The organism is Paenibacillus sp. FSL H8-0260 (assembly GCF_045040625.1).
Taxonomy (GTDB): Bacteria; Bacillota; Bacilli; order Paenibacillales; family Paenibacillaceae; genus Paenibacillus_AQ; species Paenibacillus_AQ odorifer.
Genome location: NZ_CP150298.1, coordinates 400,932 through 418,283 on the forward strand (window position 1 = coordinate 400,932; position 17,352 = coordinate 418,283).

The following is a 17,352-nucleotide window of genomic DNA, read 5'->3' on the forward strand; positions in this document are numbered from 1 at the left end:
CTGCGTTTGGGGTCAGCTGTGTCCGATAGCTACCTTGTATGCGCATATGTTACCTAATTCATTCGGAGATTGGTGTTTAGCTCAAGCAAGCTCCAAAAAGAAAGGGAGCCAGCAACCAGTTGATGGCTTAGGAGGCCCCTACTTTGGGTGAGTCTACAATTGCATTCCATCTGCAAGAGTTCTGTACCCTTGCTGTGGTGTTGCAGAAGCTTGATACAGCTGTTCTAAATGGTTTGCGGTTCGCTGCCAATTGAAGGCTTCAAGCGCATCTGCTCTCCCTTGTGATCCGATGGTAACTGCCAATTGTGGATGGCGGGCTATCCGCAGCAAATGCCGGGCAAAGGGTAAAGCCTCGCGATATCGTTCTACCAGATAACCGTTATGGCCAGAGGCGACAATCTCTCGGATGCCCCCATTATTAGAAGCGATAACAGGTAGACCGGAGGCCATAGCTTCTACATTAACAAGGCCGAAGGATTCATGATTCTGGGAAGGGCATACAAAGCAGTCTGCCGCCTGATAAAGGGTGTGTATATTCTCATGAGCCACATTTCCTAGAAAAGTAACAGACACTCTCAGCCGCCGTGCAAGGAGCTTCAACTGCCGTATGTACGACGGTTTGCCTTTGCCGGCGATGACCAGATGAGCGGGGAGGTGTTTGTTTAAATGCGACATAGCACGGATTAATATAGGCACCCCTTTGCGGGGTATAACCCGACCCACGAACAAAACTGTGAAGGTCTGCGGGAGTTTGTAGAAACTACGAAGCTGTTGTTTTTCAGATATCTGCACAGGGGTAAACCGGTCAAGATCAGCTCCCAATAAGACAATATGAATCCCTGTGGTCAGTTGCGGGAAGCGGCGATCCAATCTTCGCTGTAAGGAATGGCTGTTGGCAATGATCAGATCTGCTTTTGCTAAGGCATTTGCCACTTTATCTGTACCCGGTGTGAAGGTAAGCGAGTGCAGGAACAGAAATACCGGGATATGAGGAAGCTGCTTCTTTACAGCAGACATAAGATGGGGGCGATTATCAACCTGAATGATGTCAAAGGATTCTTTCTGAATGTATTCTAATACCGAAGTAAGATAATGGGCTGGGGTGCTTGCAGGCAATCGGATAATTCTGACCTGCTCCAATATAATGGCAGCAGGTAGTCCAGGTACCTTCCGACTAACAATGGTTACCTTATGTCTCTCCGCCAGTCTTCTGGCAATGGCCCAAATGCAGATTTCTACAGAACCGTCTCCCGGAACTGGGAACTGCTCCGGTGCAATGATACAAATATGCATGGTTCACGCCTCCTTTTATCCGCTAATGGATATCCTCTTCCACCATATGCAACACAGTAAACAGTAGATACATCCGAAAGCGGAGAGGGCGTTTCACTCATGCCATTTGTACAGTTGCAGCATAAAATACTAAGGCTTACTAAGGCCGTGATTATTTTTTGAGGGACAGGGGAGAGGACAGTTGGGAAAGAAGTTAAAGTCTGCATTGACCAGCAAATGGATTAAAACCAAGGTGCTCATGCGAAGCGCTGAAATTTCACCGTTGATTCCCGAAACGATAAAATTCAGTAAAGTCAATCTGAAAGCTATGCTGCTGAAATATGGAATGGTTTATGTTAAACCGGAATACGGTACCTACGGCAATGGTGTGATGAAGGTTGAGCAGAGTAGAGAGGCTCATGGAACAGAATATAAGTACCAAAGTGGAACAAGACTCAAAACCTTTAGAACCTTCGACGCCTTCCATTTATCTTTAAAGAAAGCGACGCGTGGACGTAGTTACCTGATCCAGAGAGGAATAGTTTTGCTAAAGCACGGGAAACACCGCTTTGATATCCGTGTGATGGTCCAGCTCAGCCCGCAGGGTAAATGGGAAACTACCGGTCTGATCGGTCGGGTAGCTGAGAAAGGTAAGATTGTTACCAACTATCATAGCGGTGGCAAACTAACTGCTATGGAAAAGCTGCTGTCTCCTTATCTGAACGAAGCTCAGCAAGCGCAAATGCTTAAGATCCTGAGAAAGCTAGGAGAAGATACCGGACGTTTCTACCATAAGAAATATCCTGGGTTTAGACAGATTGGTGTCGATGTAGGATTGGATAGATCCATGACGCCTTGGATTATTGAAGTGAATACTAGTCCGGACCCGTATATTTTTAAACATCTTTCTGATAAAAGCATGTACCGCAAAGTAATGGCTTACCGCAGAGCGAATGAGAAGAAAAAGTCCGTTAAATGATCTGTTTCCTCGTATTTGCAATGACAGCAGAAATCTTTTGTTCTAATTCTATGATTTTTTGCTTGTGTGTTGCGATTTGGCGGTAACCGGAGACGAGTGAGGACAGAGACTGAGTGGTTAATGTAAGGTTTTGCTTGCGAATCGCTGCTTTGAAGTCACTCCAATCTGCGGAAATCCGTTTATTCAATGAGGTGACTACGCTTTTGTTTGATTTAATTGAGACCTGTGGACTATCAATGCCAGACAAGGTATTGCGGGCATAGGTTATCTTTCGGGTACGTGTCTGTTTCGCTGCATTCAACTGATTCTGTCTGTCGCTAATTTCTTTGCGTGCCAACTGAACCAGGATCTTCATAGCATCACCTTGGGCTTGTAATACGGTATTCAAAGTCTTGTTTTTAAGACCCTTGGCGATCTTGATACGCTTATTAAGCGCATTGTACTGGTCGAATAAGGGCTGATAGTGCTGTTTGCAGCTCTTAACGGTAGCCTCCAGTTGAGCTACGGTTTCTAAATCAATCTCTTTAATTTGCTTACGTACTGCAATCAGTGTTTGCTCATTATTATAGTGAAGGGTTCGGATCTGCTCCTCACGATTATTGTATTGCATCTTTAAAGTAGATAAATCATTGTACAGATTAGTCATCTTTATCCTTGTAGGACCGTCGGCAGTCGCAGCTGTTAGATCAAAAGCCGCTTGAATAGAGGGTGTTAATTCAGTCGTTGCTGCAGCAAAAGCTTCCGTTGATGTGCTTAACGATAGCAGGATCACCAGTAGTAGTAAGGGGAATGACTTTAGTGCGTTCATTAATTCGCTCCTCCTTTTGTCCGTATCCCTGAAGACAACAAAAAAGCACCCGTAGCAAAGGCAAAAGCCTTTATTACGGGTGCTTCCATCGTAATAGGTCACGAACGATATATTTATTCTTAAATATAAGTTGTTTATTTGCTTGTGTCAATAATTTAAATTTAAATATTTCCAATTTAAAATAATGCGCTAGACATTTCTTTCCCCAGTTCTCTTATCGTATACTGACATAAGAAGGTATGAGAGCTTTAGCACTAGCAACAAAGGAGGTCTGGCTTAAATGGGCAGCTCGGTAGAATTTAACGCAATTCTGGATCATGCATTTATGAGGTCTCCAGAAGGAATGGCCGTACTGTTTTCGAATAACGGCGATTTCAACTGGATAAAAGTCAATCCGGCTTTTTGCAATCTACTTGGCTTTACGGAGGCCGAGTTTCTTGCCGGGGCTCTTTTTACAGAATCGGAAAATAGAGAGGCACATTCAAAAGAGCTCTCCTATAGATTAGTAATGGACGAGCTTCAGAAATCGCCAGCGGGCAGCTGGAAGAAGGAACATTGTTTTTTAAACAAAGAAGGTCAACCCGTTTGCCTGTCTCTCATGTTCTCTGGATTAGGAGCAGAAGAAGGACAAGCCCCTTCGTATATTATAGTATACGCCGAGGATATTACGGAACTAAAGATCGCAGCTCAGGAAACGGTGGATCATCGGGATCAGCAGCAGCAAATGGAAGAACAAATTCGCCAAAGTGAACGCAATTATAGATTGATGTCTGAGAATTCGCTGGATTTAATCTCGCGTCATGCGGTCAAAGACAGTGTTTTCTTATATTGTTCTTCGGCTAGCCGTACCCTGCTTGGTTATGAACCTGAAGAGATGGTTGGGACAAGCGCCTATAATTATCTTCACCCCGATGATCTAGTTATGATGCAAGGTTTAATGGAGCAGAGCCGCAGCTCTGGCGTTATTCCGGCTGTAGCTTACCGCTACCGCCATAAGAATGGCACCTATGTCTGGTTCGAGTCGAGCAGTCGTTATACCTATGATGATGAGGGAAATGTCATGGAGATTATAGCGATTGGGCGGGAAATTACGGAGCGCAAGCAGTTCGAGTTCAAGCTTAAGGAGAGCGAGCAACGGTATAAATCATTGTTTGAATACAATCCATCTGCTGTGTACTCTATGAATTTGCATGGAGACTATTTGACTGCCAATGCGAATTTGGAGAAGTTGACCGGGTATTCGCTGGAGGAACTGATCGGAATGTACTTTGGCCCCATTGTGCATGAGAAGGACATAGAGAAGACGTTGTATCATTTTAACTTAGCCGCCCAGGGTTATCCTCAAAGCTATGATCTAACGCTTATTCATAAAGACGGACACTTTGTAGAAATTAATACTACCAATATTCCGATCATTGTAGATGACCAAGTAGTGGGTGTGTATGGGATTTCCCGTGATATTACAGAGCGCATCCGTTATACAGAACAAATTGAGAAGCTTAGCAATGAGTATACCCTTATTTTAAATGCGGTTTCAGAAGGCATCTTTGGACTCGATATGGAGGAGAAGGTGACGTTCATTAACCCTGCAGGTTTGCAAATGCTGGACTATGAACATGATGAAATTATGGGCCATCCTTATTTGGATCATATTCAGCAAATAGCGCTTGATGGGAGCCATTATCGGCCGCAGGAATCCCCACTGATGAAGGCTATTAAGTCAGGTGTATCTTATCAGAGTAAAGATGCGGTCTTGTGGCGTAAGGACGGTTCTAGCTTTCTTGCGGAGTACCAGGTAACCCCTCTGTTTGATAAAGGGGAGCCGAAGGGTGTTGTTGTAGTGTTTCGGGACATCACGGATGAGAAGGAAATCATTCGGGCGAAGGAATCCGCAGAAAAAGCAGACCAGGCTAAGTCTGAGTTCTTAGCTATTATGAGCCATGAAATCCGTACGCCGATGAACGGAATTGTAGGGATGACGGATCTCCTGGCGGAGACGGAGCTTGATGAAGAACAGCTTGGATATACTGACATTATTAAGGAGAGCAGCAGCTCGCTCCTATCTATTTTGAATGAAATACTGGATTACAGCAAAATTGAAGCCGGAAAAATGATGATTGTAAATGAGCCCGTGCAGCTTCAAGCCGTATTGGACAGCGTAATCGATCTATTTACAGCTAAGGCTTTGGAGAAAAATATTCAGTTATCATGCAGTATGGCACCTGGAGTCCCGCCACTGATTATGGGCGATGCCGGGCGGTTGCGTCAGATATTGGTCAATCTGGTCAGCAATGCAATCAAGTTTACAGATCGGGGCAGTATCAGTATTTACGTAGAGCAGAAGCTGTCCGCAGATCAAAAGAAATTAACTTTGAAATTTAATGTTAGGGATACGGGGATTGGCATTCCTCTAGAGAAGCAGCATCGGCTGTTTCAGTCCTTTTATCAGCTGCATTCCTCGTTTAATCGCAAATATGGCGGGACCGGATTGGGGCTGGCGATTTGTAAAAAGCTCGTTGAGCTGATGGGCGGAGCTATCGCAGTAGAGAGCAGTGAAGGAGAGGGCTCTAATTTCTATTTCACGCTGCAGATTAATCCTGATAGTAGTAAATCTGAGATAAATGTGGAAGATACAGTGCAGATAGAAGAACGGGAGACAACAATGGAAGGGGCAGCAGCTGCAGAAGGAGAATTGGATGCCGGTGCAAATGTAATTCTACTTCCGGAGGCAACTCCACATTGTGCTCCTAAGTCTAGCCCTTTAAGAGGGGATCTATCCGAATGAAGCATGGACAGCCTCGGATTAGCAAGAAACTGCCTGCGGAGCCATATACACAGTGGGAGGTTGGGGTCGAATCCCCGTCCTCTGCATGTGGCCCAGCTACGATGGCAGCGTTAGCGGAGTATTGGAACACCCATTTAGGAGCGGACTTTATTCGGGGCAAAGGTCATTTTCCTTCCAAAGCCGCTCATATTAATTACATATACAGCCATCACGGTGGAAGACCTTGGGGGATGAGTGTGCGCCGTTTTACCAAAGGACTGAAGAACTATATCCATTCAGTGACTTTACCTAAGGATCAGCAAAAGTTACATATTACTACGTTTAATGATTTTGAAGTATATAAAACAGAAATTGATGCCGGCCGGCCTGTGGCTGTTAAATTTGATAAGTGGTTTCGTCTGCGGTGGAGAGGTGAGTTTACTTACGATTACCATTGGGTACTAGGTATAGGATATGAGGGATTTGAGGACGGAGAGCGTGCTACCCTGATTGTCCACGATAATGGTGTGCGGTACAAGGACGGTAGAGTCACTCTAGGGAAAGAACGGCGTATTCCGTATTTTGCGAATAAAGACATTATTACGATGGTCGGGCTAGATATTGCAGATGCATCGAGGTAGAGGGATTGTCCTGACAAAATAGCTTGAAAAATTCGAGTCCAAACGTTTGCACTACTTAGACGATCATACTATAATCCAGTTAATAACTGGAAAAGGGGATAGGTGCTTTGTCCGTACAAAGGGAAATGAAGGAACCCATTTATTATGGGGATCCTGCGGCTACTAGAGGGATTTCCGTGTTTGCTCAGGAGTTTGATCAGTTATTCAGCTATGATGGGGACGATCTTGGCCTAACGTACTCACCGGGGAGTTCAGCTTTTTGTTTATGGGCGCCCACCGCTCAAGAAGCGGAGCTGGTACTCTATAATTCATGGCAGGGAGCAGCAGAGTGTAAGTATTCTATGGTCCGTGATGTCCGGGGAACGTGGAGAATTACAGTTGACGGTGATTTAGATGGCAAGTTCTATACCTACCGAGTACGTCTTGGAGAACAGTGGAATGAGGCGGTTGATCCTTATGCACGTGCTGTAGGAGTGAACGGTGATAGGGGAGCTATTTTAGATTTACGCAAAACAGATCCGGAACGGTGGACGGAAGATAAGCCACCCTTGGATGATCCTGTGGATGCCATCATTTATGAGCTTCATTTGCGTGACTTATCCATTCATCCAGCAAGCGGTATGACCCATAAAGGACAATATCTTGCTTTGGCGGAAGAAGGAACCCGCGGACCGGAGGGTATTCTCACTGGACTCGATCATATCGCGAACCTCGGTGTAACCCATGTGCAGCTATTGCCTGTCTATGATTATTCTACAGAGAGTGTAGATGAGACGAGGCTGGATGAACCGCATTATAACTGGGGTTATGATCCGAAGAATTATAATGTGCCAGAAGGCTCCTATGCTACAGATCCATATGTGCCTGGACTGCGTATCCGGGAACTAAAAACAATGATTCAAGCACTTCATGATCGCGGTCTCCGCGTCATTATGGATGTGGTTTACAACCATGTGTACGATGGCTATCGCGTGAATTTCACCAAGCTGGTTCCCGGCTATTATTTGCGTTACAAGCAAGACGGAAGCCTGTCGGATGGCTCTGGCTGCGGGAATGACGTGGCTTCAGAACGCTTGATGATGTCCAGCTTCATCGTGGAATCCGTAGTTTATTGGGCCAAAGAATACCATATCGATGGTTTTCGTTTTGACCTGATGGGCTTGATTGACCTCAACACGATGGATGAAATCCGGCGTCGTCTGGATGGGATTGACCCGTCCATCATGACGATTGGTGAAGGTTGGATGATGGGGACAGAGTTGCCGATGGAGCGGCTCGCTCATCAGAAGAATGCTGCACTTCTGCCGGGAATCGGACATTTTAATGATGATTTCCGGGATGCCATTAAAGGGAATATTTTTCTGCATGATCAACCGGGCTTCATCAGCGGAATGATGGGACTGGAGCTTGCGATAAAGGCAGGGGTCGCGGGAGGCATTGCTTATGCCCCAGGCATTGGGCAATTTGCCGTGGAGCCTCAGCAAACCGTCAATTATGTGGAATGTCATGATAATCATACGTTATGGGATAAAATATTACTGTCCACACAAGGGCAGACGGACAAACAGCGCCAATCTATGCATAGGTTAGCTTCTGCGATAGTGTTCATGAGTCAGGGAATCCCCTTTGTCCATGCGGGTCAGGAATTTATGCGCACGAAAAACGGGGTAGAGAACAGCTATAAATCCTCGGTGAAGATCAACCAATTGGATTGGGAACTGTGCGCTGCTCATCAAGATGATGTGGTTTATCTGAAGCAGCTAATTGCCTTGCGTAAAGCACATCCGGCTTTCCGTATGCGAACGGCAGATGACATTCGGAATCATCTAGTATTTGAAAAAGCACCGGTAAGTTCGGTAGCGTATACATTGCGTGGCCATGCTGGAGGCGATGCGGCGAAGCATATCTATGTGCTTTTTAATGCTAATGTAGAACAGACGGCTTTGGTTCTGCCACAGCTTGGTGCATGGAAAACAGTTTTTGGAGCCGATCTTGCGCAGAATCTGACGGGTAATAAGCTAACTGTAAGCGGGATTGGAATGGTAGTACTGACGGTGAACTAGATGTTTTTTTACAGAGAATTCTTTAAAAGCATGCAGAGTATTGTGCTCAATGAGTACAGTACTCCGCGTGCTTTTTTGTGTGGAACTTTCTTTTGAATGGATGCTCTTATTTTACATAAAAAGGTGACATTACTCATTTTCGTTAAAGATCTAGGGTGCTAATATTAAGGCATTTACTTTGGCGCTTTAGAGTGGCATAACAGCAGAAAGTGACAGAGAGTACTTTTCTTTGGTAGAGAGGATGAAAGAGATGGGGAAAGCAACCGGATTTTTAGAGTTTGAACGACAGACACCCTCCGAGTGTGAGGCATTGGAGCGAATTAAGAATTGGAATGAATTCTCGATACCTATGGATGAAGAAAAGCTGCGCGAGCAAGGGGCGCGTTGTATGGATTGCGGTACGCCATTTTGTCATGTAGGACGCCTGTTGTCTGGTATGGCTTCCGGCTGCCCTTTGCACAACTTGATTCCTGAATGGAACGATATGGTCTATCGTGGAAATTGGGAGATAGCGCTGAAACGTCTGCATAAGACTAACAACTTTCCTGAATTTACAGGCCGTGTCTGTCCCGCTCCTTGCGAAGGCTCTTGTACGGTAGGGATGAATGGCAAACCTGTCACCATTAAATCTATTGAGAAGTCGATTGTAGATAGAGGTTTTGCAGAAGGCTGGATTGTGCCTGAGCCGCCGCTTCATCGCACGGGTAAAAAGGTAGCTGTAGTGGGTTCAGGTCCGGCGGGGCTTGCCTGTGCGGCACAGCTTAATAAGGCAGGACATACGGTGACTGTGTATGAACGGGCGGACCGGATTGGCGGTCTGCTTACCTATGGTATTCCCAACATGAAGCTGGATAAAAAGACTGTACAGCGCCGGGTGGATCTGCTTGCAGCTGAGGGCATTACCTTCGTAACTCGAACAGAGATCGGCCGAGATCTCCCGGCATCACAGCTCAAGGCAGAGCATGACGCTGTAGTACTGTGTGGTGGATCTACACAGGCACGTGATCTGCCGATAGAAGGACGCGATTTGCGTGGGATTCATCAAGCTATGGAGTTTTTAACGCTGAATACAAAGAGCCTACTGGATTCAGGGCTTGCCGATGGGGAATTTTTATCAGCAGCAGGTAAGGATGTAGTTGTAATCGGCGGTGGGGATACTGGAACAGACTGTGTAGCCACTTCGATCCGTCACGGCTGCCGCAGTGTGACTCAGCTTGAGATTATGCCACAGGCGCCGCTGACACGTCAGTCTAACAATCCTTGGCCGGAATGGCCAAAGGTGCTTAAAGTGGACTATGGTCAGCAGGAGGCCGCTTCACTGTATCAAGAAGATCCGCGCCGTTATCTGGTTTCGACGAAACGGTTTGTCGGCGATGAGGGTGGGCAAGTGCAGGAGCTGCGTACAGTGCGCATTGAATGGACTCATAATGAACAGGGACGAAGGGTACCGGTCGAAGTGCCGGGCAGTGAGGAGACCCTGCAAGCGCAGCTGGTATTACTGGCTTTGGGATTCACAGGACCCGAAGAAACTATACTGGGCGAGCTTGGGGTGGAACGCGATGAGCGGGGGAACGCCAAAGCAGAGTTCGGAGCACAAGTAACCAATGTAGAAGGTGTGTTCACAGCAGGCGATATGCGGCGCGGGCAAAGCCTTGTAGTCTGGGCTATTGACGAAGGGCGTCAGACTGCGCGCGAAGTAGACCGCTTTTTGATGGGATCCTCGAATTTACCGTGAGTGTTAAGATATAGCAAACAGGGCGTTCCTTTGGGAACGTCCGCTTTGCGTTGTGGTATGTTCAAGGTTAAGATTATTGTCTAAGCGCATATTTAATTAAGTTAAGTTGAAAAGGAGAATACATGATGAAGTTAATGTTTATTTCCGACATTCACGGATCTTTATTTTGGCTGGAACGGGCTTTGGAAAAGGTGGAAGAAGAGCAGCCGGACAGTCTTATTATTCTAGGAGACTTTTTATATCATGGTCCAAGAAATCCGCTGCCGAAGGACTATAACCCACAAGAGGTTGCTAATAAGCTTAATGCATATAACAAAAACAAGCCGATAACCGCAGTACGTGGAAACTGTGACGCCGAGGTAGACCAAATGCTGCTGGAATTCCCGATGATGGGCGATTATGTTATGCTTTTGCACGAAGGCAGACGGATTTACGCTACACATGGTCATGGCTTTAGCATTGAGCATTTGCCGGCGCTTTCCGAGAAGGATATTTTTATTCAGGGACATACCCATATACCAGTTGCCGATGTAAAAGAGGGAGTGTATGTGCTGAATCCCGGCTCCATATCGCTGCCTAAAGAGAATAATCCGAATTCCTATGCTATTCTAGAGGGCGGGGAATTTATCGTTAAGGATTTTGAAGGCAATGTGGTAAAAAAGATTACCGTATAGTGAGAGATATCGTTTAAAGGAACTCCTGAAGATTGAGAGATTGAATAAGGGAGACAACGCCGAAAGACAACATTACCAATCCGGACAGTTTGTTGAACATGAGCTGTTTCGAACGTCCTGACATTATGTTGTTTCTGAACAAAGCGGTGCTCCCTGTCAAACCTATCCACCATAATGCGGAACCCAGAAAGACGCCGCTAACTAGAAACGGCATATTGGAGCTGCTATGAGACAGAAGGACGCCAGATGCGGAACTGGTCATGCGGCCGTTGCTTTTCAGTAATTCCAAGATTTGAAGATCGATGTCATCCATTGCAACCCACTCCTTTAAGCTAATTATATAAAATCCATTAGAAATGAAAATAGAATCACTAAAATAAGTAAAATTATTAAATGATATCCTGATTTATATTAAAATAATTAAATTTAGCTTCGTTGTAACGGATGAAAACTTAAATTTTTTAACTGTAAAATGGGGGCTGCGCACAAAAAAATTCCTTCCAACATTATTAATGTCCCAGGGAATTGAGCACTAGAACATATTATTGTATGATGAGGAAGGAGTTTTAAGGGTAGGACTGGCTCCAAATATATTAGTAAAGGTAGTTAACACATGAATCCTAAAGATTTGAACTATACAATGCCACCGGAATGGGGCAAGCATGAACGTACTTTTATCTCCTGGCCGGTGCAGGAATCTATGTGTTTCCCGGATAACCACGAGTCAGTGTGCCAAGGTTATGCTGACATTATCACAGCCATCGCCGAGTTTGAACCGATCACGGTTATTGTGAACCCGGAGGATGTGGAGCGGGTAGAACATTTGGTCGGCGGACCGAATGTAACGCTGCTGCCTATTGCGCATAGCGATGCTTGGCTGCGTGATAACGGACCTACCTTTATTGTTAATAAAGAAGGACAAATGGCAGGTGTGAACTGGAAGTTTAATGCTTGGGGCGGTAAATATTCACCTTGGGATTTGGATGACAAAGTGGCTCCGCAGATTCTGGAGCATGCGCAGATCACCCGTTTTGATGCACCGCTTGTGATGGAGGGTGGCTCGATTCATACGGATGGAGAAGGCACTTTGCTTACTACAGAAGAGTGTCTGCTTAACCTAAACCGCAACCCGGAGCTGAAGCGCGAAGAGATCGAAGAGTACGTGCGGAACTATACAGGTACAGAAGCTATTATCTGGCTGAGACGTGGCCTTAGTGGCGATGAAACCGATGGTCATGTCGATAATATTGCTTGTTTTGCTGCACCAGGCAAAGTTATTATCCAGGTCTGTGAGGACCCGCAGGATGAGAACTATGAGATTACGCAAGAGAATCTGCGTATTCTGGAGAACACTACAGATGCCAAAGGGCGTAAGTTGGAGATTATCAAGATTCAGCAGCCACCACGGGTCGATCATGACGGCAGTCGTCTGACGCTCAGTTATTTGAACTTTTATTTCGTGAACGGCGGAATTATCTTGCCTGTGTTTGGCGGCACCGCGACAGAAACGGATACACTTGCTGAGAAAGTGCTGGCTGGTTTGTTCCCGGATCGCAAGATTCGTACAGTTAACGGAATGGCCGTTATCACCGAAGGCGGAAATGTCCACTGCACTACGCAGCAAATGCCTGCACAGCTATAATTGAAGGAAACTAGACGTCCAAAGGGACATTTATATACAAGGAGGACAGATACTTGAGAAATGTAAAAGTAGCTGCGACACAAATGAGTTGTTCCAGCAATATTGAGGAGAATATCAGCAAAGCCGAGACATTGGTCAGAGAAGCGGCAGCACAGGGTGCGCAAATTATTTTGCTCCAGGAGCTGTTTGAGACTCCGTATTTCTGTCAAAAAGAGAAAGCTGATTATTACGCATACGCAACAGAGCTTGAGCATAACAAGGCGATTAATCATTTCAAAGCAGTAGCCAAGGAGCTGCAAGTGGTACTGCCGATTAGTTTTTATGAGAAAAAGAATTACGCGCGTTACAACTCACTTGCTGTAATTGATGCTGATGGAACGGTGCTGGGCAAATACCGCAAGAGTCATATTCCAGATGGCCCAGGTTATGAAGAGAAGTTCTACTTTAATCCGGGAGATACTGGCTTTAAGGTATGGAACACTCGTTATGCCAAGATTGGTGTAGGCATCTGCTGGGATCAATGGTATCCAGAAGCGGCTAGAGTAATGAGCCTGATGGGAGCAGAAATTCTGTTCTATCCAACGGCTATTGGGTCTGAACCGCAGGATGGATCGATCGATTCCAAGGATCATTGGCAGACCTGTATGCTTGGACATGCGGCTGCGAATCTTATTCCAGTCGTGGCTTCCAACCGTATTGGTGAGGAAATTGATGAGGATTCGAGCATTAATTTCTACGGCTCATCGTTCATTGCAGGTCCTCAGGGCAATAAAATCGTTGAGGCTGGACGTGATGAGCAAACCGTGCTGGTAAGCGAATTCGATCTGGATGCTTTGGAAGTTGGCCGGATCGAGTGGGGAATCTTCCGTGACCGCCGGCCGGATCTGTATAAATTGATCGGTTCTTATGATGGAGATATCACACTTTAATAGGTTTAAAGTTAAATATGCTAAAGGCATTGCTAGAGAGAATACAATCTCTGGCAGTGCCTTTTTGTGTTTGATGAATTTTTTTGAGAGTGATGTACGCATAAAACGTATAAAATAATAATATTGTGTTATAAAACCTTACATAATTTAGAAAAGTTAATTGTCATGAATCCTTTAATCTGTTAAAATCTCTTTAAGTTATTTTCGAAAATAGGGGGAATGGGGATATGAAAATAAAAAGTCGTGTTTTAATGTCAGTTTTTATATCATTTGTGGTGGTTGCATTGGTAGGTTGTGGAGCAAATAACAGTAAAGCTGGTAATGAATCCTCAGCGGAGAAAATTAAGTTTGCCAGTGATGCCAGCTACGCTCCTATGGAGTATATGGACACGGATAAAATCAAAGGATTCGACATCGATTTCATTAAGGCAGTTATGGAAGAAGCGGGAATAGACTATGACGTAACGAACACAGGCTGGGAAACGATGCTGCAAAGTGTGAAGCAGGGAACGGAGTATCAAGCAGGGCTATCTTCAGTATCGATTACGGATGAACGTAAAGAAACCTATGACTATTCCATCCCTTATTTCGAATCTACCAATATGATTATGGTTAAAGAAGGCAGCGACATCAAAAACGCACTTGATCTTAAAGATAAAGTAGTTGCAATACAAGGGGCCACAACTGCAGATGACCTGATGAGCGGAATAATGGGTGTCGACAACCCTAACTTGAAACGTTTTGACAGCAATGCGGTGGCATTGATGGAACTGAATGGCGGCGGAGCCGATGCGGTTGTAGCGGATATTGCCATTGTACGTGAGTACATGAAAAACAATCCTAAGCAGAAACTGGTGGGGATTGTAGACACAGAGAACTTCGGAGCGGAATATTACGGCATTCTTTACCCTAAGGGCAGTGAGTTAAAAGCGAAACTGGATCCGGCTATTAAGAAGGTATTGGAAAACGGAAAGTACGCGGAAATCTACAAAACTTGGTTCGGCGAAGAACCTAACCTGGATAGCTTATTGAACGCAAAATAAGGAAAAAACCTAATAAGCATGCGTAATGATAGCTATTGCGCATGCTTATTTTTTTAAAGAGAGATGACATAAAGAAGAGAAGGGGAGAGTCCTATGGATTTTAGAATGGACATTATTATTCATTATTTGCCCGTCCTTTTAAAAGGGACACTGCTGACTATCGGTATTTCTGTAGTTTCTATTTTATTTGGCTCTATTTTGGGACTGGGGATCGGATTTGGCAAAATGGCCCCAAAATGGTATTTGCGCTGGCCTTTTCATTCATATATCAATTTTTTTCGAGGAACACCATTGTATGTGCAGATTCTGATTGTTCACTTTGGAGTGATTCCCCCGCTTTACGGCAAAACCAATGCTCTAATTACTGCGTTTGTTGCTCTGTCGCTTAATTCGGCTGCTTATTCGGCTGAAATTTTTCGGGCAGGCATTCAGTCGGTTGATCGTGGGCAACGGGAAGCGGCTATTTCACTGGGGATGACTAGTCGGCAAGCGATGAGATTTATTATTTTACCGCAAGCGATCAAACGGATGGTTCCGGCTTTTGGTAACGAGTTTATTGTGCTTGTGAAAGACTCCTCTCTTCTGGCTTTGGTGGCTGCACCGGAAATAATGTATTGGACCAACACGATGAAAGGGCAATATTTGCGGATATGGGAGCCTTATTTGACAGCGGCACTTATTTATTTCATTCTTACCTATTCTCTTAGCAAGCTGCTGAATTACGTTGAACGGAGGCTGAAATAGGATGGAGCCTATGATTTCAGTACGGAACTTACATAAATCATTTGGAACAAATACGGTGCTGGCCGACATAAGTATCGATATTTTCAGTCAGGAGGTAGTGGTGGTTATTGGGCCGTCCGGATCGGGTAAATCCACCTTTTTGCGTTGCCTTAATTTACTGGAGCAGCCGCAGGGGGGCGAGATTGTAATTGAAGGCACTTCTTTGATGGCGGCGAGTACGAAGATTAACGATATCCGTACAGAGCTTGGGATGGTGTTTCAGCAGTTTAATCTATTTCCTCATATGAAGGTTATAGAAAACATTATGCTGGCGCCGGTTCAGGTGCGTAAATGGTCTCCGGATAAAGCGCGGCAAAAAGCGCTTGAGCTGCTGCAAAAAGTAGGTCTAAGTGAAAAAGCAGAGATGTATCCAGCCTCATTGTCTGGGGGGCAGGCTCAGCGGGTAGCGATTGCAAGGGCGCTGGCTATGGAGCCCCAAATTATGCTCTTTGACGAACCAACCTCAGCGCTTGACCCGGAGATGGTGGGGGAAGTGCTGGCGGTGATGAAGGAACTGGCCCGTGAGGGGATGACGATGGTCGTGGTGACACATGAAATGGGCTTTGCGCGTGAGGTGGGGGATCGGGTGCTGTTCATGGAACAAGGTGAGATTGTGGAAGAAGGAAGTCCGGAGCAGCTGTTCGGAAATCCTAAGCAAGAACGGACACGATCCTTTCTATCAAAGGTGCTGTAATTTAGTGGAAAGTAGAATCTTGTTATTTTATCAGGTATATTAGAAGAGTAACGGTTAATTCAGGGATTTATATGCAAAATCTGTCGGAACGTGGAGAGGAGGCTCTGGGGATATCTTTTGTTATCATAATCTTGCAGTGATAGAGGGAGAAATACGATGAGCACATTTAAAAACTGGTTAAACACAACCAAAAACGGACTAACAGATCAAGTGAAAAAATTCAAAAATAAAGACTTCATGAACGCGATAGTTGCAGGCTGCGCTTTGGTTGCTGCGGCTGACGGTAAAATAGAAGATGCAGAGAAGAATAAAATGGTCGGCTATATAAATCTAAGTAATGAATTGAAGGTATTTGACATGAGAGATGTCATTGCTCAATTCAACCATTATGTTAGTAACTTCGAGTTCTCTCCGGAAATAGGGAAACAAGAGGCTTTGAAAGCGATCGCTAAGTTTAGCAGCAAACCAGAAGCGGGCCGTCTGATCGTGGGCGTATGCTCGGCAATTGGATCAGCTGATGGTGATTTTGATGATTATGAAAAAGCAGTTGTGCGGAATATTTGTGGTGTCTTAGGATTAAACCCTAGCGAATTCAGTTTATAAATTAGGTGAAGTCATAGATAAAAGTTCGTTGAAACGTAATTTATTCTTTATCGTATCACTGATATAACACCTAAAAGCTAGACTAACAGATAATAGTTTTATCGGAAACGGAGGTACGTTGATTTGGCTGGAATTAATCTGGTAAAAGGTCAAAAGATTGATCTGACTAAAGGTAATGCGGGCTTGTCCAATGTAATAGTTGGCTTAGGCTGGGATCCGGTAGAGGCTAAAAAGGGATTTTTCGGTGTCAAAAAGCAGGCTAACATTGATTGTGATGCTTCAGCTTTGCTGCTGAATGAGGATGGCAAGCTAACTAAGAAGGGTAACCTGATCTGCTTCCACAACAAGCAAAGTCCTTGCAACTCGGTCATTCATTCCGGAGATAATCTGACGGGTGAAGGCGACGGAGATGACGAGCAAATCATGGTTAATTTGAAAGCTATTCCTGCCGATGTTCATAAGGTTCTGGTTGTCGTTAACATTTACGATGCGGTGAATCGCAAACAGGATTTTGGAATGATCAAATCAGCGTATATTCGGGTAATAAATGCTGCCGGGAATAGTGAGTTGATTAAATTCAACTTGTCAGACAACTACACAGGTTTTACGGCACTTATTTGTGGAGAGCTTTACCGCCAAGGTGGAGAATGGAAGTTCGCTGCAATTGGTGAAGGCAGCCACGCCGCTCATATCAATCAACTTGCAGAACGCTACGTATAATC

At 45.0% G+C, this 17,352-nt stretch carries 16 protein-coding genes; 13 read left to right on the plus strand and 3 right to left on the minus strand.

From position 1 onward, the window contains the following. Window positions 1–153: 153 nt before the first annotated feature. Entirely contained in the window at window positions 154–1,293 is a 1,140-nt protein-coding gene (locus MHI51_RS01795) for a glycosyltransferase family 4 protein (protein WP_076275954.1), read from the minus strand. Between the two features lie 181 nt (window positions 1,294–1,474). Between MHI51_RS01795 and MHI51_RS01800 the strand changes: the two genes are divergently transcribed. Continuing rightward, window positions 1,475–2,251 carry a YheC/YheD family protein gene (locus MHI51_RS01800; protein WP_232061115.1) on the plus strand — a complete coding sequence of 259 codons (777 nt, stop codon included), beginning with the start codon at window positions 1,475–1,477 and terminating at the stop codon, window positions 2,249–2,251. Here the strand turns inward: MHI51_RS01800 and MHI51_RS01805 are convergent. Then, the gene (locus MHI51_RS01805) at window positions 2,244–3,059 is read right to left on the minus strand and encodes a hypothetical protein (RefSeq protein ID WP_076275955.1); all 816 of its coding nucleotides are present in this window, start codon (window positions 3,057–3,059) and stop codon (window positions 2,244–2,246) included. The two genes, MHI51_RS01800 and MHI51_RS01805, sit on opposite strands and share 8 nt — an antisense overlap. A gap of 280 nt (window positions 3,060–3,339) precedes the next feature. Between MHI51_RS01805 and MHI51_RS01810 the strand changes: the two genes are divergently transcribed. The 5 genes from MHI51_RS01810 to yfcE all read left to right on the plus strand — a co-directional run bounded on the left by MHI51_RS01810 (window position 3,340) and on the right by yfcE (window position 10,936). After that, window positions 3,340–5,844, plus strand: coding sequence for a PAS domain-containing hybrid sensor histidine kinase/response regulator (locus MHI51_RS01810; protein WP_076275956.1), 2,505 nt, complete (start codon window positions 3,340–3,342; stop codon window positions 5,842–5,844). Continuing rightward, complete coding sequence (locus MHI51_RS01815; RefSeq protein ID WP_076275957.1) at window positions 5,841–6,464, plus strand: C39 family peptidase; 624 nt, start codon at window positions 5,841–5,843, stop codon at window positions 6,462–6,464. The genes MHI51_RS01810 and MHI51_RS01815 overlap by 4 nt, the downstream gene beginning before the upstream one ends. A gap of 107 nt (window positions 6,465–6,571) precedes the next feature. Then, the gene (gene pulA / locus MHI51_RS01820) at window positions 6,572–8,527 is read left to right on the plus strand and encodes a type I pullulanase (protein WP_076220532.1); all 1,956 of its coding nucleotides are present in this window, start codon (window positions 6,572–6,574) and stop codon (window positions 8,525–8,527) included. Between the two features lie 250 nt (window positions 8,528–8,777). Continuing rightward, the gene (locus MHI51_RS01825; protein WP_076275959.1) at window positions 8,778–10,262 is read left to right on the plus strand and encodes a glutamate synthase subunit beta; all 1,485 of its coding nucleotides are present in this window, start codon (window positions 8,778–8,780) and stop codon (window positions 10,260–10,262) included. A 125-nt stretch (window positions 10,263–10,387) separates the two neighbouring features. Beyond that, complete coding sequence (gene yfcE / locus MHI51_RS01830) at window positions 10,388–10,936, plus strand: phosphodiesterase (protein WP_340398162.1); 549 nt, start codon at window positions 10,388–10,390, stop codon at window positions 10,934–10,936. Window positions 10,937–10,949: 13 nt separating this feature from the next. Here the strand turns inward: yfcE and MHI51_RS01835 are convergent, their stop codons facing one another. After that, window positions 10,950–11,249: a hypothetical protein gene (locus MHI51_RS01835; protein ID WP_341000961.1), complete on the minus strand. Its 300-nt coding sequence runs from the start codon at window positions 11,247–11,249 to the stop codon at window positions 10,950–10,952. 300 nt (window positions 11,250–11,549) lie between these two features. Between MHI51_RS01835 and MHI51_RS01840 the strand changes: the two genes are divergently transcribed. From MHI51_RS01840 to MHI51_RS01870, 7 genes are all read left to right on the plus strand, one after another. Beyond that, on the plus strand, window positions 11,550–12,578 hold the full coding sequence (locus MHI51_RS01840; RefSeq protein ID WP_076302297.1) for an agmatine deiminase family protein: 1,029 nt from the start codon (window positions 11,550–11,552) through the stop codon (window positions 12,576–12,578). A 53-nt stretch (window positions 12,579–12,631) separates the two neighbouring features. Continuing rightward, complete coding sequence (aguB, locus tag MHI51_RS01845; protein WP_076107380.1) at window positions 12,632–13,507, plus strand: N-carbamoylputrescine amidase; 876 nt, start codon at window positions 12,632–12,634, stop codon at window positions 13,505–13,507. Between the two features lie 227 nt (window positions 13,508–13,734). Then, entirely contained in the window at window positions 13,735–14,550 is an 816-nt protein-coding gene (locus tag MHI51_RS01850; RefSeq protein ID WP_076275962.1) for a transporter substrate-binding domain-containing protein, read from the plus strand. 93 nt (window positions 14,551–14,643) lie between these two features. After that, window positions 14,644–15,294, plus strand: a complete 651-nt coding sequence (locus MHI51_RS01855) for an amino acid ABC transporter permease (protein ID WP_076124698.1) — start codon at window positions 14,644–14,646, stop codon at window positions 15,292–15,294. A 10-nt stretch (window positions 15,295–15,304) separates the two neighbouring features. Further along, the gene (locus MHI51_RS01860; RefSeq protein WP_076276053.1) at window positions 15,305–16,027 is read left to right on the plus strand and encodes an amino acid ABC transporter ATP-binding protein; all 723 of its coding nucleotides are present in this window, start codon (window positions 15,305–15,307) and stop codon (window positions 16,025–16,027) included. A gap of 156 nt (window positions 16,028–16,183) precedes the next feature. After that, complete coding sequence (locus MHI51_RS01865) at window positions 16,184–16,630, plus strand: tellurite resistance TerB family protein (protein WP_076134801.1); 447 nt, start codon at window positions 16,184–16,186, stop codon at window positions 16,628–16,630. Between the two features lie 123 nt (window positions 16,631–16,753). Continuing rightward, window positions 16,754–17,350, plus strand: coding sequence for a TerD family protein (locus tag MHI51_RS01870; RefSeq protein WP_076134802.1), 597 nt, complete (start codon window positions 16,754–16,756; stop codon window positions 17,348–17,350). The last annotated feature ends 2 nt before the right edge of the window (window positions 17,351–17,352 follow it).

Coding starts and splice junctions, on each gene's coding strand:
- MHI51_RS01795 (WP_076275954.1), bottom strand. CDS start 1,293: ATGCATATTTGTATCATTGCACCGGAGCAGTTCCCAGTTCCGGGAGAC.
- MHI51_RS01805 (WP_076275955.1), bottom strand. CDS start 3,059: ATGAACGCACTAAAGTCATTCCCCTTACTACTACTGGTGATCCTGCTA.
- MHI51_RS01810 (WP_076275956.1), top strand. CDS start 3,340: ATGGGCAGCTCGGTAGAATTTAACGCAATTCTGGATCATGCATTTATG.
- MHI51_RS01815 (WP_076275957.1), top strand. CDS start 5,841: ATGAAGCATGGACAGCCTCGGATTAGCAAGAAACTGCCTGCGGAGCCA.
- MHI51_RS01825 (WP_076275959.1), top strand. CDS start 8,778: ATGGGGAAAGCAACCGGATTTTTAGAGTTTGAACGACAGACACCCTCC.
- yfcE (WP_340398162.1), top strand. CDS start 10,388: ATGAAGTTAATGTTTATTTCCGACATTCACGGATCTTTATTTTGGCTG.
- MHI51_RS01835 (WP_341000961.1), bottom strand. CDS start 11,249: ATGGATGACATCGATCTTCAAATCTTGGAATTACTGAAAAGCAACGGC.
- MHI51_RS01840 (WP_076302297.1), top strand. CDS start 11,550: ATGAATCCTAAAGATTTGAACTATACAATGCCACCGGAATGGGGCAAG.
- MHI51_RS01850 (WP_076275962.1), top strand. CDS start 13,735: ATGAAAATAAAAAGTCGTGTTTTAATGTCAGTTTTTATATCATTTGTG.
- MHI51_RS01855 (WP_076124698.1), top strand. CDS start 14,644: ATGGATTTTAGAATGGACATTATTATTCATTATTTGCCCGTCCTTTTA.
- MHI51_RS01860 (WP_076276053.1), top strand. CDS start 15,305: ATGATTTCAGTACGGAACTTACATAAATCATTTGGAACAAATACGGTG.
- MHI51_RS01865 (WP_076134801.1), top strand. CDS start 16,184: ATGAGCACATTTAAAAACTGGTTAAACACAACCAAAAACGGACTAACA.